Source organism: Carnobacterium sp. AT7, from assembly GCF_000171855.1.
Lineage (GTDB): Bacteria > Bacillota > Bacilli > Lactobacillales > Carnobacteriaceae > Carnobacterium_B > Carnobacterium_B jeotgali.
The window spans coordinates 1-17,872 of sequence record NZ_ABHH01000008.1 but is presented as its reverse complement, the minus strand read 5'-3'; the positions used below and the strand labels follow the sequence as shown (position 1 = coordinate 17,872).

32 protein-coding genes are annotated in these 17,872 nt (G+C 33.8%); 26 read left to right on the top strand and 6 right to left on the bottom strand.

The features are described from left to right. Window positions 1-63: 63 nt before the first annotated feature. Window positions 64-579 carry a ComE operon protein 2 gene (locus tag CAT7_RS04625; RefSeq protein WP_007722509.1) on the top strand — a complete coding sequence of 172 codons (516 nt, stop codon included), beginning with the start codon at window positions 64-66 and terminating at the stop codon, window positions 577-579. Beyond that, window positions 576-2,369, top strand: a complete 1,794-nt coding sequence (locus tag CAT7_RS04620; RefSeq protein WP_332247921.1) for a DNA internalization-related competence protein ComEC/Rec2 — start codon at window positions 576-578, stop codon at window positions 2,367-2,369. The genes CAT7_RS04625 and CAT7_RS04620 overlap by 4 nt, the downstream gene beginning before the upstream one ends. Window positions 2,370-2,424: 55 nt before the next feature. Here the strand turns inward: CAT7_RS04620 and CAT7_RS04615 are convergent, their stop codons facing one another. The 5 genes from CAT7_RS04615 to CAT7_RS04595 all read right to left on the bottom strand — a co-directional run bounded on the left by CAT7_RS04615 (window position 2,425) and on the right by CAT7_RS04595 (window position 5,190). Beyond that, window positions 2,425-3,573, bottom strand: a complete 1,149-nt coding sequence (locus CAT7_RS04615; RefSeq protein WP_007722500.1) for a tyrosine-type recombinase/integrase — start codon at window positions 3,571-3,573, stop codon at window positions 2,425-2,427. Between the two features lie 114 nt (window positions 3,574-3,687). After that, a complete protein-coding gene (locus tag CAT7_RS04610; RefSeq protein ID WP_035019412.1) occupies window positions 3,688-3,891 on the bottom strand; it encodes a hypothetical protein in 204 nt (67 codons plus the stop codon). A 17-nt stretch (window positions 3,892-3,908) separates the two neighbouring features. Beyond that, the gene (locus CAT7_RS04605; RefSeq protein ID WP_007722494.1) at window positions 3,909-4,382 is read right to left on the bottom strand and encodes a DUF4429 domain-containing protein; all 474 of its coding nucleotides are present in this window, start codon (window positions 4,380-4,382) and stop codon (window positions 3,909-3,911) included. A 132-nt stretch (window positions 4,383-4,514) separates the two neighbouring features. Continuing rightward, complete coding sequence (locus tag CAT7_RS04600) at window positions 4,515-4,859, bottom strand: ImmA/IrrE family metallo-endopeptidase (RefSeq protein WP_007722489.1); 345 nt, start codon at window positions 4,857-4,859, stop codon at window positions 4,515-4,517. Window positions 4,860-4,869: 10 nt separating this feature from the next. Beyond that, on the bottom strand, window positions 4,870-5,190 hold the full coding sequence (locus tag CAT7_RS04595; protein ID WP_007722488.1) for a helix-turn-helix domain-containing protein: 321 nt from the start codon (window positions 5,188-5,190) through the stop codon (window positions 4,870-4,872). A gap of 277 nt (window positions 5,191-5,467) precedes the next feature. On the opposite strand from CAT7_RS04595, the gene CAT7_RS04590 reads away from it, so the two are divergent. The 13 genes from CAT7_RS04590 to CAT7_RS04530 all read left to right on the top strand — a co-directional run bounded on the left by CAT7_RS04590 (window position 5,468) and on the right by CAT7_RS04530 (window position 13,058). Then, window positions 5,468-5,650, top strand: a complete 183-nt coding sequence (locus tag CAT7_RS04590; RefSeq protein ID WP_007722487.1) for a helix-turn-helix domain-containing protein — start codon at window positions 5,468-5,470, stop codon at window positions 5,648-5,650. A 12-nt stretch (window positions 5,651-5,662) separates the two neighbouring features. Beyond that, window positions 5,663-6,424: a phage regulatory protein/antirepressor Ant gene (locus tag CAT7_RS04585; protein WP_007722486.1), complete on the top strand. Its 762-nt coding sequence runs from the start codon at window positions 5,663-5,665 to the stop codon at window positions 6,422-6,424. 3 nt (window positions 6,425-6,427) lie between these two features. Continuing rightward, entirely contained in the window at window positions 6,428-6,688 is a 261-nt protein-coding gene (locus CAT7_RS04580; RefSeq protein WP_007722485.1) for a hypothetical protein, read from the top strand. A 4-nt stretch (window positions 6,689-6,692) separates the two neighbouring features. Continuing rightward, complete coding sequence (locus tag CAT7_RS12300; RefSeq protein WP_156780512.1) at window positions 6,693-6,851, top strand: hypothetical protein; 159 nt, start codon at window positions 6,693-6,695, stop codon at window positions 6,849-6,851. 15 nt (window positions 6,852-6,866) lie between these two features. Then, on the top strand, window positions 6,867-7,079 hold the full coding sequence (locus CAT7_RS04575) for a hypothetical protein (RefSeq protein WP_007722484.1): 213 nt from the start codon (window positions 6,867-6,869) through the stop codon (window positions 7,077-7,079). Window positions 7,080-7,145: 66 nt separating this feature from the next. Beyond that, window positions 7,146-9,098: a hypothetical protein gene (locus tag CAT7_RS04570; RefSeq protein WP_232208112.1), complete on the top strand. Its 1,953-nt coding sequence runs from the start codon at window positions 7,146-7,148 to the stop codon at window positions 9,096-9,098. Next, window positions 9,098-9,289, top strand: coding sequence for a hypothetical protein (locus CAT7_RS04565; RefSeq protein WP_007722479.1), 192 nt, complete (start codon window positions 9,098-9,100; stop codon window positions 9,287-9,289). Before CAT7_RS04570 ends, CAT7_RS04565 begins: the two co-directional genes overlap by 1 nt. Before the next feature lies 1 nt (window position 9,290). Then, on the top strand, window positions 9,291-10,184 hold the full coding sequence (locus CAT7_RS04560; RefSeq protein ID WP_007722478.1) for a recombinase RecT: 894 nt from the start codon (window positions 9,291-9,293) through the stop codon (window positions 10,182-10,184). Next, on the top strand, window positions 10,181-10,885 hold the full coding sequence (locus tag CAT7_RS04555; protein ID WP_007722474.1) for an MBL fold metallo-hydrolase: 705 nt from the start codon (window positions 10,181-10,183) through the stop codon (window positions 10,883-10,885). Before CAT7_RS04560 ends, CAT7_RS04555 begins: the two co-directional genes overlap by 4 nt. 15 nt (window positions 10,886-10,900) lie before the next feature. Further along, window positions 10,901-11,629: a conserved phage C-terminal domain-containing protein gene (locus CAT7_RS12515; RefSeq protein ID WP_007722473.1), complete on the top strand. Its 729-nt coding sequence runs from the start codon at window positions 10,901-10,903 to the stop codon at window positions 11,627-11,629. Further along, a complete protein-coding gene (locus CAT7_RS04540) occupies window positions 11,610-12,428 on the top strand; it encodes an ATP-binding protein (RefSeq protein WP_007722472.1) in 819 nt (272 codons plus the stop codon). The genes CAT7_RS12515 and CAT7_RS04540 overlap by 20 nt, the downstream gene beginning before the upstream one ends. An 11-nt stretch (window positions 12,429-12,439) precedes the next feature. Continuing rightward, the gene (locus CAT7_RS04535) at window positions 12,440-12,631 is read left to right on the top strand and encodes a hypothetical protein (RefSeq protein ID WP_007722471.1); all 192 of its coding nucleotides are present in this window, start codon (window positions 12,440-12,442) and stop codon (window positions 12,629-12,631) included. After that, window positions 12,621-13,058, top strand: a complete 438-nt coding sequence (locus CAT7_RS04530) for a RusA family crossover junction endodeoxyribonuclease (RefSeq protein ID WP_007722470.1) — start codon at window positions 12,621-12,623, stop codon at window positions 13,056-13,058. The genes CAT7_RS04535 and CAT7_RS04530 overlap by 11 nt, the downstream gene beginning before the upstream one ends. Here the strand turns inward: CAT7_RS04530 and CAT7_RS04525 are convergent. Next, a complete protein-coding gene (locus CAT7_RS04525; RefSeq protein ID WP_269479105.1) occupies window positions 13,050-13,445 on the bottom strand; it encodes a DUF4145 domain-containing protein in 396 nt (131 codons plus the stop codon). The genes CAT7_RS04530 and CAT7_RS04525 overlap by 9 nt on opposite strands. Window positions 13,446-13,794: 349 nt before the next feature. Here CAT7_RS04525 and CAT7_RS04520 point away from each other — a divergent pair, with 349 nt between their 5' ends. The 11 genes from CAT7_RS04520 to CAT7_RS04475 all read left to right on the top strand — a co-directional run bounded on the left by CAT7_RS04520 (window position 13,795) and on the right by CAT7_RS04475 (window position 17,831). Further along, window positions 13,795-14,337: a sigma-70 region 4 domain-containing protein gene (locus CAT7_RS04520; RefSeq protein WP_007722468.1), complete on the top strand. Its 543-nt coding sequence runs from the start codon at window positions 13,795-13,797 to the stop codon at window positions 14,335-14,337. Beyond that, complete coding sequence (locus CAT7_RS04515; RefSeq protein WP_007722464.1) at window positions 14,334-14,540, top strand: hypothetical protein; 207 nt, start codon at window positions 14,334-14,336, stop codon at window positions 14,538-14,540. Before CAT7_RS04520 ends, CAT7_RS04515 begins: the two co-directional genes overlap by 4 nt. Beyond that, window positions 14,537-14,887 (top strand): hypothetical protein, encoded by a 351-nt coding sequence (locus CAT7_RS04510; protein WP_007722461.1) that lies wholly within the window; start codon window positions 14,537-14,539, stop codon window positions 14,885-14,887. Before CAT7_RS04515 ends, CAT7_RS04510 begins: the two co-directional genes overlap by 4 nt. After that, a complete protein-coding gene (locus tag CAT7_RS12290) occupies window positions 14,866-15,024 on the top strand; it encodes a hypothetical protein (protein ID WP_007722459.1) in 159 nt (52 codons plus the stop codon). Before CAT7_RS04510 ends, CAT7_RS12290 begins: the two co-directional genes overlap by 22 nt. Beyond that, window positions 15,017-15,247 carry a hypothetical protein gene (locus CAT7_RS04505; RefSeq protein ID WP_007722456.1) on the top strand — a complete coding sequence of 77 codons (231 nt, stop codon included), beginning with the start codon at window positions 15,017-15,019 and terminating at the stop codon, window positions 15,245-15,247. Before CAT7_RS12290 ends, CAT7_RS04505 begins: the two co-directional genes overlap by 8 nt. Beyond that, on the top strand, window positions 15,244-15,711 hold the full coding sequence (locus CAT7_RS11995) for a DUF1642 domain-containing protein (protein WP_007722448.1): 468 nt from the start codon (window positions 15,244-15,246) through the stop codon (window positions 15,709-15,711). The genes CAT7_RS04505 and CAT7_RS11995 overlap by 4 nt, the downstream gene beginning before the upstream one ends. After that, window positions 15,704-16,111 (top strand): hypothetical protein, encoded by a 408-nt coding sequence (locus tag CAT7_RS04495; RefSeq protein ID WP_007722444.1) that lies wholly within the window; start codon window positions 15,704-15,706, stop codon window positions 16,109-16,111. The genes CAT7_RS11995 and CAT7_RS04495 overlap by 8 nt, the downstream gene beginning before the upstream one ends. Continuing rightward, window positions 16,108-16,572 carry a single-stranded DNA-binding protein gene (locus tag CAT7_RS04490; protein WP_007722442.1) on the top strand — a complete coding sequence of 155 codons (465 nt, stop codon included), beginning with the start codon at window positions 16,108-16,110 and terminating at the stop codon, window positions 16,570-16,572. Before CAT7_RS04495 ends, CAT7_RS04490 begins: the two co-directional genes overlap by 4 nt. Before the next feature lie 21 nt (window positions 16,573-16,593). Further along, complete coding sequence (locus CAT7_RS04485) at window positions 16,594-17,031, top strand: sigma factor-like helix-turn-helix DNA-binding protein (protein ID WP_007722440.1); 438 nt, start codon at window positions 16,594-16,596, stop codon at window positions 17,029-17,031. A 127-nt stretch (window positions 17,032-17,158) separates the two neighbouring features. After that, window positions 17,159-17,464 (top strand): hypothetical protein, encoded by a 306-nt coding sequence (locus CAT7_RS04480; protein ID WP_007722438.1) that lies wholly within the window; start codon window positions 17,159-17,161, stop codon window positions 17,462-17,464. Further along, window positions 17,451-17,831, top strand: coding sequence for an HNH endonuclease (locus tag CAT7_RS04475; RefSeq protein WP_007722434.1), 381 nt, complete (start codon window positions 17,451-17,453; stop codon window positions 17,829-17,831). Before CAT7_RS04480 ends, CAT7_RS04475 begins: the two co-directional genes overlap by 14 nt. Window positions 17,832-17,872 lie beyond the last annotated feature (41 nt).

Genomic DNA, 17,872 nt, shown 5'->3' with positions numbered 1-17,872 from the left:
TACTTGAGAAAATGTTTAAGATAATTGAATAGCTTAAACGGATAAATTAGTAGGAGGATGAGTATGACGGAACGCATACCATGGGATCAGTATTTTATGTCTCAAAGCTTATTGCTGTCTTTACGAAGTACCTGTACGCGATTAACTGTTGGAGCAACAATTGTAAGAGAGAAAAGAATTATTGCGGGAGGTTATAACGGTTCGGTTAGTGGAGATGTACACTGCATAGATGAAGGTTGTTATGTCGTTGACGGTCATTGTTTGCGAACAATACATGCAGAAATGAACGCCATTCTTCAATGTGCAAAATTTGGCGCACAAACTCAAGGTGCTGAAATATACGTTACTCATTTTCCGTGCTTACAGTGTACAAAAATGATTATTCAAGCGGGTATAACTAAAATATATTATTTAGAAGATTACCATAATGATCCTTATGCATTAAAGTTGATTGAACAAGCCCATGTTCAATGTCAAAAAGTTGCACTTCCAAAAGATTTTTTCCAACAACTCGATTTCACTACAAAGACACAAAGTAGTTTAAATCGTAGTGATGGCACATACCAATCCAATAGTTGAAGGGATATGCCCTTTTTTCAGCCATCTCCTGTTTATTGTGCGCGATTATTGTATTAACAACGCACTGGTTAAGCTATCTTTTACTTTTTATTTGGCTAATTCGGTTGGCAGCTACACGCAGAAAAGAATTGATTATTTATACTTGTTTGCTAATGAGTGCAACCTTTTTTTTTGCAGGATTTGAAAAGAATCATAACCGAACCGCCTTACTTGCAGAAGACCAATTATTTTTAATTGAACTCGATCCAAACAAGCTGAAGATTGATGGAGATCAAATTCAATTTTATGGCACGGTTAAAGAAGCCGGAACAAAGGTAAAACTTGCTGAAAAAGTGGTTGTTTTTTATCGATTATCTACTGAAGAAGAAAAGAATAATTGGAAGAAACAACAAAAGGTAGAAGATTTTATAGTGACGGGTTCTTTAGCTAAACCTGAAAAAAATAGAAATTTAAATCAATTTGATTACCATCGTTATTTGTACCGCAATAAAATCCATTGGATAGTAGAAGCGACTACTATTGATATCCATTCTGAACTACAGCAACAAACTTTTTTTGATAAACTAAATTTAAAAAATTTAAGACAAAATATCTTAGCTCATATTGAAAGTGAAACAACAGCTACTATTGCAAGTTACATAAAAACGCTGTTGTTTGCGGATACTAGCTCGATTGATGATCAAGTGATGAGCGGGTATAAAGAAATTGGTATTATTCATTTATTGAGTATTTCTGGCTTACACATTCAATTTTTTATAACAGGTCTAACCTATATTCTTTGGCGATTAGGTGTGACACGAGAACGAACCTATTTACTCTTATTGATTTTTCTACCATTATATGGCAGTTTAACCGGTTGGGGAACAAGTATTTTCAGAGCTATTGTAATGAGTTTACTCAGTCAAACAGGTGCACGTATTCGAAAACCTATTTCTGGTCTAGATGCATGGTCGTGGACGTTAATTTTTGGACTTTGGCTAAACCCTTATCAAATTTTTTCTATCGGCTTTCAGTTAAGCTATTTACTCAGCTTAACGTTAATGTTATTTTCGGACTCTTTGTTCAATCGGTCAAAACTGGCTAGTATAAATAATGTGGTTATTTCATTTATACTAACCCTTATTTCTATTCCAATTCTCAGCTTTCACTTTTTTGAGTTCTCATGGATAGGAATGTTTGCTAATTTAATTTTTGTTCCATTATTTACTTGGGTGGTCATGCCATTATCAATCTTCCTCTTTGCGAGTTCTTATCTGCTTTCAGGAACGCTTTTTTTTCATTTCCTGTCAAATTTAATGGAAAGTTTATTGGAGATGACTGAATGGCTGGTTTTAAAAATTAAACTCTTTCCATACAGTACGATTGTTACAGGCAAAGTTCCCTTTGGTTTATTCATCCTAATGATCATCGGATTGATTCTTTTTATTGTGGCTTTAGAGGGGCGAAAAAAAATAAAACGTTCCGTGGTTTTACTAGTAGTTGTTTTCACTATTTTTATTTATTACCAAAAATACAACCCTTTTGGAGAAGTTTTGGTATTAGATGTCGGTCAAGGAGATGCTATTTTAATTAAAAAGCCTTTTGGAGCCGGCGTATACCTGATTGATACGGGCGGAGCAATGGCATTTGAAAAAGAAGAATGGCAAATAAGAAAAAAACAATCCACTGTGGCAAGCCGAGTGTTAATACCCGTCATTAAGTCTTTAGGAGTGACGCAAATAGACCAAGTATTTATTACGCATGGTGATGAAGACCATATATGTTTTTGTTTAAGAATGTTGTTAGTTTAATGTTTGTAGAGATTTTTAAATTGGTTACAACTTTAAAAGGGGCAGAAAAGGGGCATTAATTATAATAGTCGTTTAATTTTTGCATTACTCCTTGTTGCATTTTCTTAGTGACATGCGTATAAATACCAAGAGTTGTTTCTGGTCTTTCATGTCCTACACGATCCATTATTGCTTTTAAAGGAACGCCTATTTCAGATAATATTGAAATGTGTGTATGCCTCAAGACGTGTGATGTAAGATTCTTTTCAATGCCACATTTTTTAGCAGCGATTTTAAGCGAAGTATTATACGTTGCAATATCAATAGGGTTACCGTACTTAGTAACAAAGATATAATTTTTTTCTTGGAAATGTTCTTCCTTTTTCAAAAGCTTATTTTCTAGTATAACTTCAATAATGATTTCTTTAGCTCGATCGCTTAAATCGACATTACGATTAGCTTTACCCGTTTTAGCAGTCGTTTTAATGCCGGCCGAGGATTTATGAGTGTGGTAGTCTAAAGTCCCGTTAACCTCAATAAAATCGTTTTTAAAATTATCATACGTTAAAGCTACTGCTTCACCAAAACGCAAGCCAGTTAGAGAAAGAAATTCCGTTAAATTTGCATTTCTTCTTCCACTTTTAAAAGAACGCAGACAATCTAGGACAGTTTTCAGTTCATCAGGTTCCAAGTATTTATTTCCAATTTTTTCTATTTGTTCGAAAGTTTTCGGTTTCTTTTTTATTTCTACTTCTAATACAGGGTTAACAGCAATGATAGTTTTCTTTTTAGCAAATTCCAATATTGAATTTAATAATGTTTTGCATTGTTTTGTAGAAGAAAAAGAATAATTTTCAGTATAATAAATCGATTCGATTGTTTCTTGTATAAACACCGAATTGATATTCCTTACAATATAATCATCTGGTATGTATCTTTTGATAATTTTTAATGTCAGGGTACTTCTTAGATAAGTGTTTGGTTTAACTCTATTTTTGTAGACATGTTGCCATTTAGTTGTTATTTCTCCAAATGTTATATCAGATTGAGAAATTGTTTTTATTTTTTTATCAATGCGATTGTTTAATTCACGTTGTGCTTTATTCCAAGCAACACGACTATCAGAAGTCATTGTAATAGAAATCTTTTTATATTTTTCTGTCATTGGATCAATATAACGTTCTACATATTTAAACTTTCCATTGTCTAATGTTTCTATCCACATAGATAAAACCTCCTATTTTGTGATACAATAGGGCATAGAAAAGAGACCTATTGCAGGTTGATTTTTAATGGTTGAACACTCACAAACTCTGGTAGGGGCGTGGGTGTTCTTTTTTTATTTTTTGAATAAATCAAATATAGAAAATGTTGTTTTTTTATAGACTTTATTGTAAACAGCTTTTTTAGGATTCTTAACTAAGCCCATACCTTTTTTTCCGTAACCAGGTACTACAGCTTTTTTAACTGCTCTTTTAGCTTTACCAGTTGTTCTGGCACTAATAGACTTTTTAATACTTGGTTTTCTCATTCCTATTTTAATCTTGGCCACTCCTTAAATTAAAGATTTAGCAACTCGTTTTTCTTTCTATCAAATTCATCTTTAGTGATAATATCCATATCTAACAATTCTTTTAATTCTTTAACTTGCTCTGCAGCTGATTTTCCAGAATGTGCGTTAACAATTGTTGTGGATCCTTCATCTCTGAAGATATATTCTTCAATATATCCTTTCAATTCAACCATATCGTTATAATGCTTTTTAGAGAACATTATCGTATTTTCATCTTGAGTTGCAGCAAAGACTCCACCTTTACTCTCGTTCCCTCCCAATACACCAAACTGGATATATCCGCTTGTCATACCAGGTTTCTTTAATTGAACTGCAGTAATGTTCTTTAAAGGAATAGTCTTATCACCCTTAAGACCTTGATTCATTAAATTAACAAAACCTTTTCTTGTAATATTGATTGCTTTGTCTGTTAAATTGATACTAACTTTATTAGGACTTTTTACATAAAATTCTTTTTCCAACTTAAATTCCTCCTATATGGTTATGGTGCTAATTATTCAAAAAATACGTTTAAGAATAAATAGCGTGTTATAATGTATTTAGGATAAGATATTTGCTCTAGCCACTGTTACCAGCAGTGCCTAGGGCTTTTTTTATTTGAAATTACATTCCCAACCTAAACCTAAGTTGTAATTCTGTAATACATCAGAATAATTAAATTGACCATCTGCTTCGTTAATTAAATATGTAATCATATACTTTGTTGCTTCATATTCCATTTTTGTACGGTAAGAAGGATTGTTATACAAAGAAGCTAAATCCTTATGATTAAGAACATGTCCTAATTCATGAAGAATTACTTCTTTTTGTTCATCTTCATCCAATTTTTCATTAATGAAGATAACTTTTAATTCAGTATTATAATAACCGCAGCTTTTCATATCCAGTAAAACCATTTCAACGTTGTTAACTTTAAGCATCTCAAAGATATCATCCATAAAATCATCCTCACTTATTGCTAAATCTTCCCTCTAAATAAGCACGAATCGCCTCTCTGTCATGATCATTCATAGGCTTTCCATCGAAACTCATAGTGTTATCTAATATTTCGTTAAGATCAACAGGAGAAGTTTCTTTAGGTTCTCTTCCTAACAGATAATCTGTAGTTACACCGAAGTAATCAGCAACTTTTTCTACCTTATCAATACCAGGACTGTTTTCTTCCCATCTTCTGATAGTTCCATTCCCGTAATCTAAATCCTCTTCTAATTTACGAATAGATATTTTTCTTTCTTTAGCTAATAATTTTATTTTTTCGTATAATCCCACTGTTATCAACCTTTCAACAGCTCAAAGAAAATAGATTGTACAAATATGCTACAAAATGGTTGACGTGTAGAATATTTGCATATATACTATATCCATAAGCTAATTCATTCAGCTAAAGGCAATCAGAAATAAACTATAAAATCACGTTCCCCAACGTATTAACAGCATATCTATGGCTTATTTAGCTATGCACTGATTGTAGCATATTTGTATAAACGTGTAAACAATTAGCTGAAAGTTTTAGCTTATTTTCTAAAAAAAGAAAAGGAGTGATGAAATGAGTAAAGATTTATCGATTAAAGTCAGAGTTAAATTAGTAGAAAAAGACTTAACTATGACTCAATTAGCAAAAGAATTAGGAATGTCAGCGGCTTATCTGTCAGATATTATCAACGGTAAGAAAGATGGTCCTAAGGCACAAGAGCACATTAAAAGAATTAAAAAAATATTAAGCATATAGGAGGAACAGTAGATGAATGTTCTAAAAGCATTGAGTTCAACTATGGCAATTGATTCAAGAGAAGCTGCTGAAATGGTTGGAAAAGAACACAACAAATTATTGAGAGATATTCGCACTTATGTTGAATATTTAGGAGAAGCCAATATTGGACAGTCCGATTTCTTTATTGAAAGTTATTACATTAATTCCCAAAACAAAAAACAACCATGTTTCTTATTAACGAAACAAGGATGCGAAATGGTGGCCAACAAATTAACTGGTAAAAAAGGTGTTCTATTCACAGCAAAATACGTTATGAAGTTCAATGAAATGGAATCAAAACAATCACCAGCTTCTTATATGATTGCTGATCCAATCGCTAGAGCAAAACAATGGATTGAAGAGCAACAACAAACACAATTATTAATTGAAAAAAACGCTGTCCAAGAACAGTTGATTGCAGAATACGAACCAAAGATCACTTATCTTGACGAAATTCTTAATTCAAAAAATACAATGGCCATTACTCAAATAGCCGCTGATTATGGAATGAGTGCAATTGAATTGAATAGAGTTCTTGCGTTTCAGGGTGTGCAAAGAAAAGTAGGAGGTCAGTGGGTTCTTCTTACAAAACACATGAACAACGGCTACACAAAATCAAAAACTTATACAAACGATACAGGTGCTTATCCTCGTACAAAATGGACGCAGAAAGGCAGAATCTTTATTCATAACTTATTAGAATCACTTGGTCATACAGCTTTAGTTGATGAACAAATAGAAATAGAGGTGTAATCAATGGCTAAACCAATAACTATTAATTTAAATGAAGTGAGCCAAGATCCCGACCGGGCAAAAATTAAATACGGAAACAAAGCGGTTGTCTGCAAAATGTACAGCATGAACAAATCAACTCTTAATGATTGGTTAAAGGATATGAGAAGTAATCCAAAGTTTGCTGATGCAGTAGTTAATCCCACTCATAAAATTGTATTAATCAATCTTGATAGATTTGAAGATTACTTCAGATGGCTTGAAAAAAATAGATATAGGAGATGATCGTATGTCACTAGAAACAATCAAAAAGCTAATCTGGTCATCTAACATGTATTTCTTTGGAAGTAGAAGAATAGCTAAAAAAGATTTTTATATATTTTACGGATCCATTGCAGCAATGATCATTATCTGTTTACCGCTGTTGATTCTGTTCTATGTAAATTGAAGGGAGGTGAGAAGTATGCCGTGGAAGTTTAAAAACAAAAACTTTGTCGATTACTACAGCAAAGAAGAGGGTGAGCTTGAAGTAAGGATTACTAAGATGTCTGATTTCAATAAAGTTTCTATTCATAAAGACAATGAGTTGATCAGCAGCAAGAAGTTAGCTGCTAAGAATTCTTTAGAATTTTTATTTGAAACAGGAGAAAAGATGTTGGCACAACAAAAAGACTGAAAGGACGGCTATCCAATCAGTCGGTGAAACAATATTTTTATACCGAAATTATAGCACAAATAAGGAGTGAATGAATTGAAAGATATTAAAATTAATTGGATCCGTTACGAAAACTTTAAAGGGTTAAAAGATTACAAATTAGTTTTAGACGGTAGCAACGCAGATGTATCAGCTCAAAACGCAGTAGGAAAGACAACTTTATACGATGGCTTCTTATGGTTGTTGTTTGGGAAAGACAGTGCTGAAAGGTCCAAATTTAAAGCTAAACCATTCGATAAAGAGCGTAATGAAATTTTAGGCAAGGAACCAGTTGTTGAAGCTGAACTCATGGTAGATGGTCAACGCATTTTATTGAAACGTGAACTTGTTGAAGTGTGGTCCAAAATTAAAGGACGTACAGAGAAAGAACGTAAGTCGGATAAAACAAAGTATTACGTTAACCAGGTCCCTTGCAACACAGCAAAAGAATTTCGGGCATACATCGATGCATTGATTGATGAAGATACATTCAAATTACTAACCAATCCTGCAGCGTTCAATTCACTTGATTGGACTAAGAGAAGAGAAGTTTTACTTCAGTTAGTGGATGGTGTAACAGATGAAGAAGTAATTGAAAAGAATGAAGAACTTTCTGGACTAACTAAAATTCTTGATGGCCGTAGCGTTGAGGAACAAAAGAAAATCATATCAGCTAAGAAAAGAGACGTTGCTAATTCTATTGACGGAATGACAGCACGTTTTGATGAAGCAGAAAGAGCCATTCCAAATACTGAAGGAATTGACCAGGAACAATTAAATGCACTTGTCGCAACAAATAAAACCAAAATTGAAGAAGGTCAAAATAAGATCGCTGAATTAAAAAATGGCGGAGCAATAACTGACTTAAAAAACAAACGCGGCCAACTTGATTTGAAGTTAACTGAAGAAAAGGCTCGCTTCTTTCAAACGAATCAGCTATCAACTGAAACACTTATCAATGATATTAATAAATTGAATATAGATTTGAATGAAAAGAATCAAGCAGTTTGGGAAAAAGAATCTCAAATCTCTAACACTGACCAAACGTTAACAAGAGAAATAGATTCTAAAGGGAATTTGTTGAGGATCTATAAAGCAAAAAAAGAAGAAACGTTTGATGTTCACAGAACCGCTTGTAAAATGTGTGGCCAAGAATTGCCGGCTGATCAAACAGAACAAATGAAATCAACCTTCAATAAGGAAAAAGCTGAAGAAGTTGAAAAACTTCTTGCACAAGGCAAAGCATCCGCTGAAAAAGTTCGAAAATTAGAAACTGAAATAAAACAACTAACTAATGATTTTCATTCTTTAATCTCAAAACGTGATATTGCTAAAGACACATTGGATCGATTCAAAGAAGAGTTGAGCTTAACAAAAGAACGCCATGGCCAATTCGAAGATTCAAAAGAAAGCAAATCAATCATTGCTGAAATTCAAAAAGTAACGCAATCCATGATTGAAGAACAAACTTCTACACAATCTGAAATTGAAGAGTACAACAATCTTATCCGTGAATCATCTGCTGCAGTCGATTCAGCTAGACAGCAACTTTCTTTATTCAGTCAAAAAGAAAAACAATTGAATCGTATCCAAGAACTGAAGGATGAACACAGCAATCTAGCTTCAACTTATGAAGAGCTTGAACGTCAAGAGTATCTTACAGATGAATTTACTAGACGTAAAGTTCAACTCTTGGAGAAAGAAATAAACGCAAAATTCAGCATGGCCAACTTTAAATTATTCGATATTCAAAAGAATGGCGGAATCAATGAAGTATGTGAAGCAACGTATGGTGGTTCTGAATACAGCACCAACTTAAACAATGCTGCACGAATCAATGTTGGGTTAGATATTATCAATACTCTTTCAAATCATTACCAGGTATCGGCTCCAATATTTGTAGACAATGCCGAATCCGTAAATGAATTGATTGATACACAAGCGCAAATGATTTCATTGATTGTTAGTGATGACCCAGTATTTAAAGTGGAGGTGCAGTAGTGGTTGAATACGCAGTTTACAAAGGCGAGGACTGCATTACTATCGGTACAGCAAAAGAGTGTGCAATAAAAATGGGAGTTAAACCGGATTACATTCAATGGATGACTACTCCAACAGGTAAGAAAAGATTTGAATCAAGAAAGAACAAATCGAAATGTACGACTGCAGTTAAATTAGAGGAGGAAATATAAAATGGCAAACAACGAATTAGTATTACAACAAAAACAAATCGCGGATAGCGTAGAAAAAAAGGTGTCTCTATTCGTAAAAGAAGGGCAACTAGATTTACCAGGTGATTATTCTCCAGGAAATGCAATGAGATCAGCATGGTTAAAACTTCAAGAGGTTCAAACAAAAGATTATAAACCAGCACTTGAAGTTGCTACAAAAGATAGTGTGGCCAACGCATTATTAAGCATGGTTGTTCAAGGACTGAATCCAGAAAAGAATCAAGGATACTTCATTATGTATGGAAGTAAGTTAACATTCCAACGTTCTTATTTTGGAACGATGGCCGTCACTAAAAGAGTAACTGGTGCTACTGACATTGTAGGTCAAGTGATCTATGAAGGTGATGACGTAACTTATGACTTAACAAATGGAACGATTAAGAACCTGGTCCACAAACAAAAATTTGGAAATATTAACAAAGATAAAATAATCGGCGCCTATGCAACGGTAGTGATGCCAGATGAAAAAGAAAACCATATTGAGTTGATGACATTTGAAGAAATTACTGCAGCATGGTCTCAATCAAAAATGTGGGGAAAAGACCAGAAGGCACCTAAAGCAGGTAGCACTCATGATAAATTTGCTCAGGAAATGGCCAAGAAAACAGTAATCAATCGTGCATGTAAGAATTTCATTAACAGTTCGGATGATAGCAGCGTAATGACTGAATTCTTCAATAAACAAAGTGATGAAATTAAGGAAGCTGAAGTTGCAGAAGAAGTCGAAGAGAAAGCTAATACAGAATACTTCGAAGCTCATTACACTGAAGTGAATGAAGATGGAGAAATAATTAATCACGAAGAAAAACCAGTTCATGAAAATAATGAAGCTCCAACTGAACAAGATCCCTTTTGATTAACATAAAATCTTTTGGTAGTGGAAGTGCTGGGAATGCTTATCTAATCGATGATGGTATTTCCCAGATATTAATTGAATGTGGAATCAAGCTAGAACTGGTTAAACAAAAAATGATGTTTGATTTTAGACGAGTGGCCGGAATGTGTATTTCTCATGAACATGGTGATCACTCAAAAGAAATCAAGAAAGTATTGAATACCACTTCAATTGATATTTTCGCTTCAAAAGGAACTTTAAACGCATTAAGTGTACCGAATCATCGAGCAACCGTACTTGCAATAGGTAAGAGCGTACAAATTGGTTCCTGGTCAGTCACTTCATTTGATGTGAATCATGATGCTGCAGAACCTACTGGATTTCTTTTCAAGAATCAATTAGGTGAACAATTATTATTTGTAACTGATACCTATTACGTGAAATACAAATTCAAAGGTATTACGCACATGATGATTGAAGCAAATTATTCTTTAGACATCATTAGAAAAAAAGTTGAAGAAAAAGAAGTCGCACAATATTTAAAGAATCGAATCTTAACAAGTCACTTTGAATTTGAAAACTCAAAAGAATTTATAAAAGTAAATGCGAGTGATCAACTGCAGGAAGTATGGTTGCTTCACTTATCAGATTCAAATAGTGATGAAGACTTATTCAAACTTGAGGTACAAGAATTAACTGGTGTTCCAGTCTATATAGCATAGGAGGTGTAGAGCGGAGTGGAAATTGGTTATATAAAACTTTATAGGAAAATAACTAATTCATTCGTTTGGACAAATCCAAATATGCTAAAGCTTTGGATGCTTTGTTTAATGAAGGCTAGTCACAAAGGAAGCAAGTTTATTTTTAACGGAAAAGAGATACAGCTGAACAGCGGTCAATTCGTCACAGGGCGCGATGCGATAACAAAAGAAATGAATGAAGGTGCCATGCGTGAACATCAAGTGAACAGCGGTTCTGTATGGAGATGGTTAAAGAAATTTGAAAAAGAAGAAATGTTGAACATCACATCAACCACGAAATACAGCGTGGTTACAATAAAAAACTGGCATGAGTACCAAGTGAGTGAACATCAAGTGAACAGCGACCGAACAACAAGTGAACAACAAGCGCACACATACAAGAATGATAAGAATGAAAAGAATGATAAGAATAAAGATATATATAGTCCGGTTGTGAATTATCTGAATGAAAAAGCTGGGACGAATTTCAAAGCATCTAGTAAAGCTACTCAACGATTAATAGATGCAAGATTGAATGAAAAGTTTTCTGAAGATGATTTTAAAAAAGTGATTGATAACAAAGTTAATGAGTGGTCATCAAAACCAGATATGATTCAGTATCTTCGGCCAACTACTTTGTTCGGAACTAAGTTTGAGGGTTACTTAAATCAAAAACCTAAATACTCACAGCAAAAGGGGAATGAAAATGGATGGCCTGAATTTTGATTTACTGAAAAAATTAAAAGAATCAAACGTTGTTTGCGAGATTCATAATCAACCAATGATTCAAATTAATGATTCCAGCAAGCCGTTTTGTGTCACCTGCACTCACGAAAGAATGGAACAAGAAAACGAACAAACTATAAAAGAAAGAACAGATAGCCATATGAAACGATCAACATATGGTTGGTTAGGTAATCTATCTTTACTTGCAGATGAAACAATCAAAAATGCTACTTTTGCAACTTACGAAGAAGACGAACCGGAAACAGCCATTAACAAAAAACGAGCTAGATTAATTGCTAAAGATTATCTGGATGGGAAAGTATTCAATACCTTAATGAGCGGTAACCCAGGAACAGGTAAAAGTCACCTATCAATGGCTATTCTTCAAGCAGTTAATGACAACAGTACTCCTTACAGGAAATGTTTATTTGTATCAGTTGATGAATTAATGCGACGTATTAAAGATAGCTTCAGTAATAGAGGAGCTGATTATACAGAAAAATCATTAGTAGAAAGATTAGGTAAAGCTGATTTATTAGTCTTGGATGATTTAGGAGCTGAAACTGGAGCGATTAGTAGCGATAAAACAGCGACTGATTTTACAGTGAGGACTTTGTACGCAGTAATTAACGCAAGGATGAATAAACCGACCATCATTACTACAAATCTCACCAGCACTGAATTAAATCGTATGTATGATCAAAAATTATTGAGTCGTATGTATAGAGGAGCTAAAGCAGCTGACAGCATTATTACATTTAAAAAAATTAAAGATAAACGATCCGAAATAATCTTTTAGGAGGAAATGAATTGGAAAAATGTAATCATCCGAATTGTGTCGATGGAGTGATGCATGAAAAGAAATTTACTGGAGTTGTGGAAATTAAAAAATGCGAGTATTGCATTCATGATAGACAATCAACGTCAGATTATCTGAAAGAAATTAGAGCAAAGAAAGCAGCTTTAAATTTACAAATTGCCGAGGTGTCGTATGGAAATTAAAATTACTGTACCTGGTCAACCAGTACCACAAGGAAGACCAAAGTTCACAACTATTGGTGGCCATGCAAGAGCATATGATCCCAAGAAGAGTGTTGATTATAAAAAGATAGTTGCTTATCACGCAATGCAACATAAGCCTAAACAGCTATTAGAAGGCGAGTTAGAGGTTGAAATACTTATTTATAAAGAGTCTCTCAAATCTTTCAGCAAAAGAAATATGGAACTTGCTGAACTTGGCCAACTTAGACCAATAACTAAACCAGATGCTGATAACTATGCAAAAGGTATTTTAGATGCACTAAAAGGCATCATCTGGAAAGATGATGGCCAAGTAGTTGATTTAATTGCTAGAAAATATTATTCCAGTAAGGCCAGAATTGAAGTAACAGTTAGAACTTTAGTAGAACATCAAATTAATTTACTTTGATAATTTAGCAGATGCCTTATCTGAATCAATCTTTAATATATCAGCAAATAATTGCTCAGTTTCATGACGATTTATGTACCACTCTTTAATGAGGTACTCAATTAATTTAATCAACTTTTCAGCTTCATCAGGATCGATTTCAACAATTACATTAATATCTTTTTCCATATGTGCTCCAATATTACCGATTTTTCTCACTGCATCTAGTACAGACCATTGTTGAGCAGTAACTTTATCTTTGATGTCGTCTATTTCTTTATATAAAGTTCCTTTTGATACATCCCAATAGTCGCGAATCATACCTTGCAAACATCTTCGAGACAAAGTTGCAGATGCTTTAGGACTTAAAGATTTGATTAAACTTGCTTCTTTATAATCATTTCTAATAGCTCGAGGAACATAGGTTGGTAATTCCTTAGAATGTCCGAAAGGTAGAGCCCTAAAATTAATGGATTTGGTTTCTATTCCTTTTCCCTTTAGATCTATGGAATATTTAGAGCATTCTGGACAATGATAAAAGGCAATTTCAACTTCAGAAACTGGAATTACTCTTTCTCCTGATTCTATATAACCTCGGTTAGAATTATCCTAAAATCTAAAGTCAGGCCTATATTCACTATAGTTTACATCGGAAAGAGAAAATGTAGTTTCACAGTAAGGACATATATATTTTGACAAAAGGATCACCTCATTTATGTATTTAATAAAATATAACACAAAAAAGGAGAAAAAAGATATGACAAAAACAGTAGAATTCAGACCAACAATTAAAGCGGTAAAAATGAACAAAGGTGGCAAACAAGAAATTGTCCTTTCAATCGAAAACGGATCACTAGATGGCAAGTTTGAAAGTATCAATCAACTAATCGGAGAATCAGTAAACGTGGTGATCCAACCTTCAGTAATCAGCTACAGCATTCCTTATGATTCAGTCAATGATACTCCTTACTTCAAATATATGGTTAACGGTGACGGCATTGTAGTTGAAGTCAAAGAAGAACAAACATCAATTGATGGTATCGATAATAAAGTAATCAAAGACTTCATTGTTGAAATGGATGATGTTGATTCATTTATCAGAGATACATCTTCACTCACTATGCCGCCAAACGTAGAATTAAACCCAAGAACGATTCTTGAATACTTGGGTGATGGCATGACTTATGAACAAATCGCTGAAGAAATGGAAACTAAAGAAACTGCAGTCGTGAATGATCTGGACAAAGCAAGACAGTACTTTGCTCCTTATGCTGCAGCTTGGGTTGAGTATAAAAAATGACAAAGAAAGTTTTGATTTTGGAAGATGCTAGATTCATTTGGGATGAAGAAGAAGTTAAGACATTCGTTGAAATGTGGAACGACAATAAAAGCAGCACTGAAATCGCCAGGGTTTTGAATTGCAAGATCCTGGATGTTGCTTTATTGGTAATGGACCAGGCAGAGAAAAAGAAAATCCAACAAAGAAATCGAGGGATAGTATGAATCCAAGAAATAGAAGGCAATGGATTGGCGAAGAGCGTAACGAGCTTTTTATCGATACAAGAGATCCAGATAAGTATCAAAGTCTAGCTGATGATAAAGCTTTTATGAGAACTATAAGAGTTAAACGTCCAGATTTAATTACAATCAGTGAACGTAGAAAAGTTAATTCAATCGCTCAGCACGGATTAGATATTAGAAACAATATTGATTTAGCAATCGCTGATCTTTATAGAAATAAAGCTGTAGCAATCAAGATGTTTAATGAATCAGAACAAATTGAATTTACTCGGCAAATTAAACTTTTGGAGAGAGTGAGGGATGCGGAATGGATGAATCCAACAAAGTAATCCAAAATGCATTAGTCGCATTCGGTCTACTAGCAATAATCGGAGCTGTCGTATTTATTTCATTATCTATCTGGTATGGAGCTTGGGTGGTACTGATTAAGATATTAACTTTAGTAGGAGGTTGGATCAGTGGTTAGAAGATCAAGAGACGGAGAGTGGAAGACTCCGATTCCGAAACCGGTTATTCCAGTACCGGAAAACAAAAAAGTTCATCAAGTTTATTGCGGTACTGATGAAGAAGTAAATTATTGGCTTAAGAATAGACCAGATATTGAAGTAGTTGATATTAAAATAGCAGGTACTCAAGATGAAGAACTGGTTATGGTCGTATATAAAATTGAATTGGAGGAAGTGGAATGAAGAAGGAAGAATTAAGAACAGCAATACAAGAAATGAACACATATCAGTTTGGCCAGAAAAAAGAGTTAACTAATAAACTGAGTAAGGTAAGGAGCTATGTTGCTAAACAAGAAGTATTAGATATGGTTAGCAAGTTAGATAAACAAATTGAAGAAGTTAAACCAGAACTACCAGTGATTCCGCAGTTTGTTGCTGATTTTATTAAAGGTAGAACTGTTTCAGAGTGTTTTTATTATTCTTATATAATGCCAAATGAGTGTAATCAAGAAACTTATGAATGGATTAATGACAACCAAACAGAAACTGCAAGAGCTATTCTAGATGGTTATACGATTGAACCAGAACAGCCAAAGACACGTCAAGTACTCGTTAAGTTCTTTGATAATGAAGAATACAGAACTGAATTAACTGAAGAATCTGCAAAGGAGTTAATCGAATTCTTGGAGGCTAATAAACATGAATAAGCGGATAAAACAGAAAGTGGCCAAACGTATTATAAATAAAATTGGTACCGAAAAGCTACTAACTGATTTTGAAAGAAAGTATTTCATCAAATTCTTTTGGAAACCACTTAGAAAAGAAGTTACTAGAATTGTTGAAGAGTTAAAGATTGAGGAGTTATCTGTTATAGAAGAAACTGCAGTTGAACAAGCTGAATGGTTAGGTGGAATTGATTTTGCTGAAGGTCCTGACATGACGGTTCATTCAGTTAAAGAACCTACAGAGGTAGAAAGGTTTCAGAACGCCATAAATGACATGAATAATTTCGGGTCACAACTTAATCCAGAATCACCAGCTCCAGTAGAAGAACCTGGCAAATGGAATAAGTTAAAAGTTAAAGTTAAAGGGTGGTTTGGTAAATGAATTCAATAAATATCATTGGAACATTAGGAAGAGATCCACAAATCAACGCAGCCGGAACAATGGCCAGTTTTAGTATTGCTGTTAAAAGAAAATTCAAGAACAAACAAACAAATGAATATGAAACAGATTGGTTCAACTGCAAAGCTTTCAACAAGACAGCAGAACTCGTTAGAGATAATTTCTCCAAAGGTTCTCAAATCGCATTCGAAGGACATCTTCAAAATAACAATCATGAGAAAGACGGCAAGATGGTTTATCGTGATGAAATCATAGTAGATGGCATTACCTTTATTGGCTCTAAAAACAGCGCACAATCAAATGGAGACTATCAACAGACAAATACTCAACAATACAATTCAAATCAATCTAGCAATCAGAATAGTAGTCAGTTTTCGAATCGTGATCCGTTTGAATCTAATGGACAACCAATTGATATTTCAGATGATGATTTACCATTTTAACAGAACAATAAGTAGAGGTAGGTGATCATCATAAAATTCCAATGGCTGAAAGATTATCAAGAGACTGAAGAAAGAATTGCTTATCTTAAATGGAATATCAGAAGAACAAAGTACGAATTAGAACGTTGGGAAGATAGTACAGACTTAGGTAAAGTATTCCTAGTCAAAGAATCAAAAGGTTCGAAAGTTGAAAAAACATTAGAACTACTAGAAAACGAATTAACCTTTCAAGAAGAGATGCATGCGTCTTTACTTCTTTTAATTAATACATTTAAAGGATTAGAGAACCAGATACTTAAGATGAAGTATGTTGAAGGTAAATCCTTAGAAGTTGTTGCTGAAGAACTAAATTACTCGCATGGTCATATCAGGCAGAAACACGCTGAATTAAGAAGGAGATTAGACTTTCTAGATGATTGGGAAGAAGTTCAAAATAAGATGCATCAAATGTCAGATTAATGTAATAACAGTACTTGTATTTTTTATTGCTTTTAAAAGATTATAGTAACAACATAAGAAATCGACGAAAGAGCAGCTGCTTAAATGTAGTTGCTCTTTTGTTATACAAAAAAAGGAGAGGTTGATAATGCGAACAGAAATTAGAAAGACAGCACAAGGAACTGAATACTGGGACAACATTGAAAAACGCAGCGTGTTTGTACCTGCTGGAAAGAAGCCAGGCTTTGAAGTAACAGAAAATCCTAAGTCAATGGTTCATGTGGAAGAAAAGAAAAAGGTTGAAGAAGTAGACGTTGATTCAATGAACCTTAAGCAATTGAAAGAACATGCTGCATCATTAGAGATTGAGCTGCCTAAAGAAGTTAAGACTAAAGCAGAAGTACTGAAGCATATCAAAGGTGAAGAAGTAGTTGAGGAAGATGAAGTACTGTGAGTTTAATGGATGCACCAACAAGATAGCCAAAGGTGCACACTGTGACGAACACAAGCGATCTAAGAAGTCTGCTGCTAAGAAAAAGAAGCAAAAGGATATCTATCACCACGAGAACAAATCATTTTATAAATCTGATGAATGGAAAACTACAAGAGATTTTATTTATGAAAGAGATCTCGGTTGTTGTCAGCGATGTGGCAAGTTCGTCTTTGGAAGAAGTGCACACGTGCATCACAAGATACCAATTAAAAAGAATCCTTTATTGAAATTAGATTTAAATAATTTAATTCTTCTTTGTCCTAAATGCCATATTAAAGAAGAAAACAAAGTTGGCGAAGAAAAAGTATTTCCAACCTATTTCGGATAGGCCCCCCTACCAAAATTTTTTTATTTTTTATTTCGGGGGAT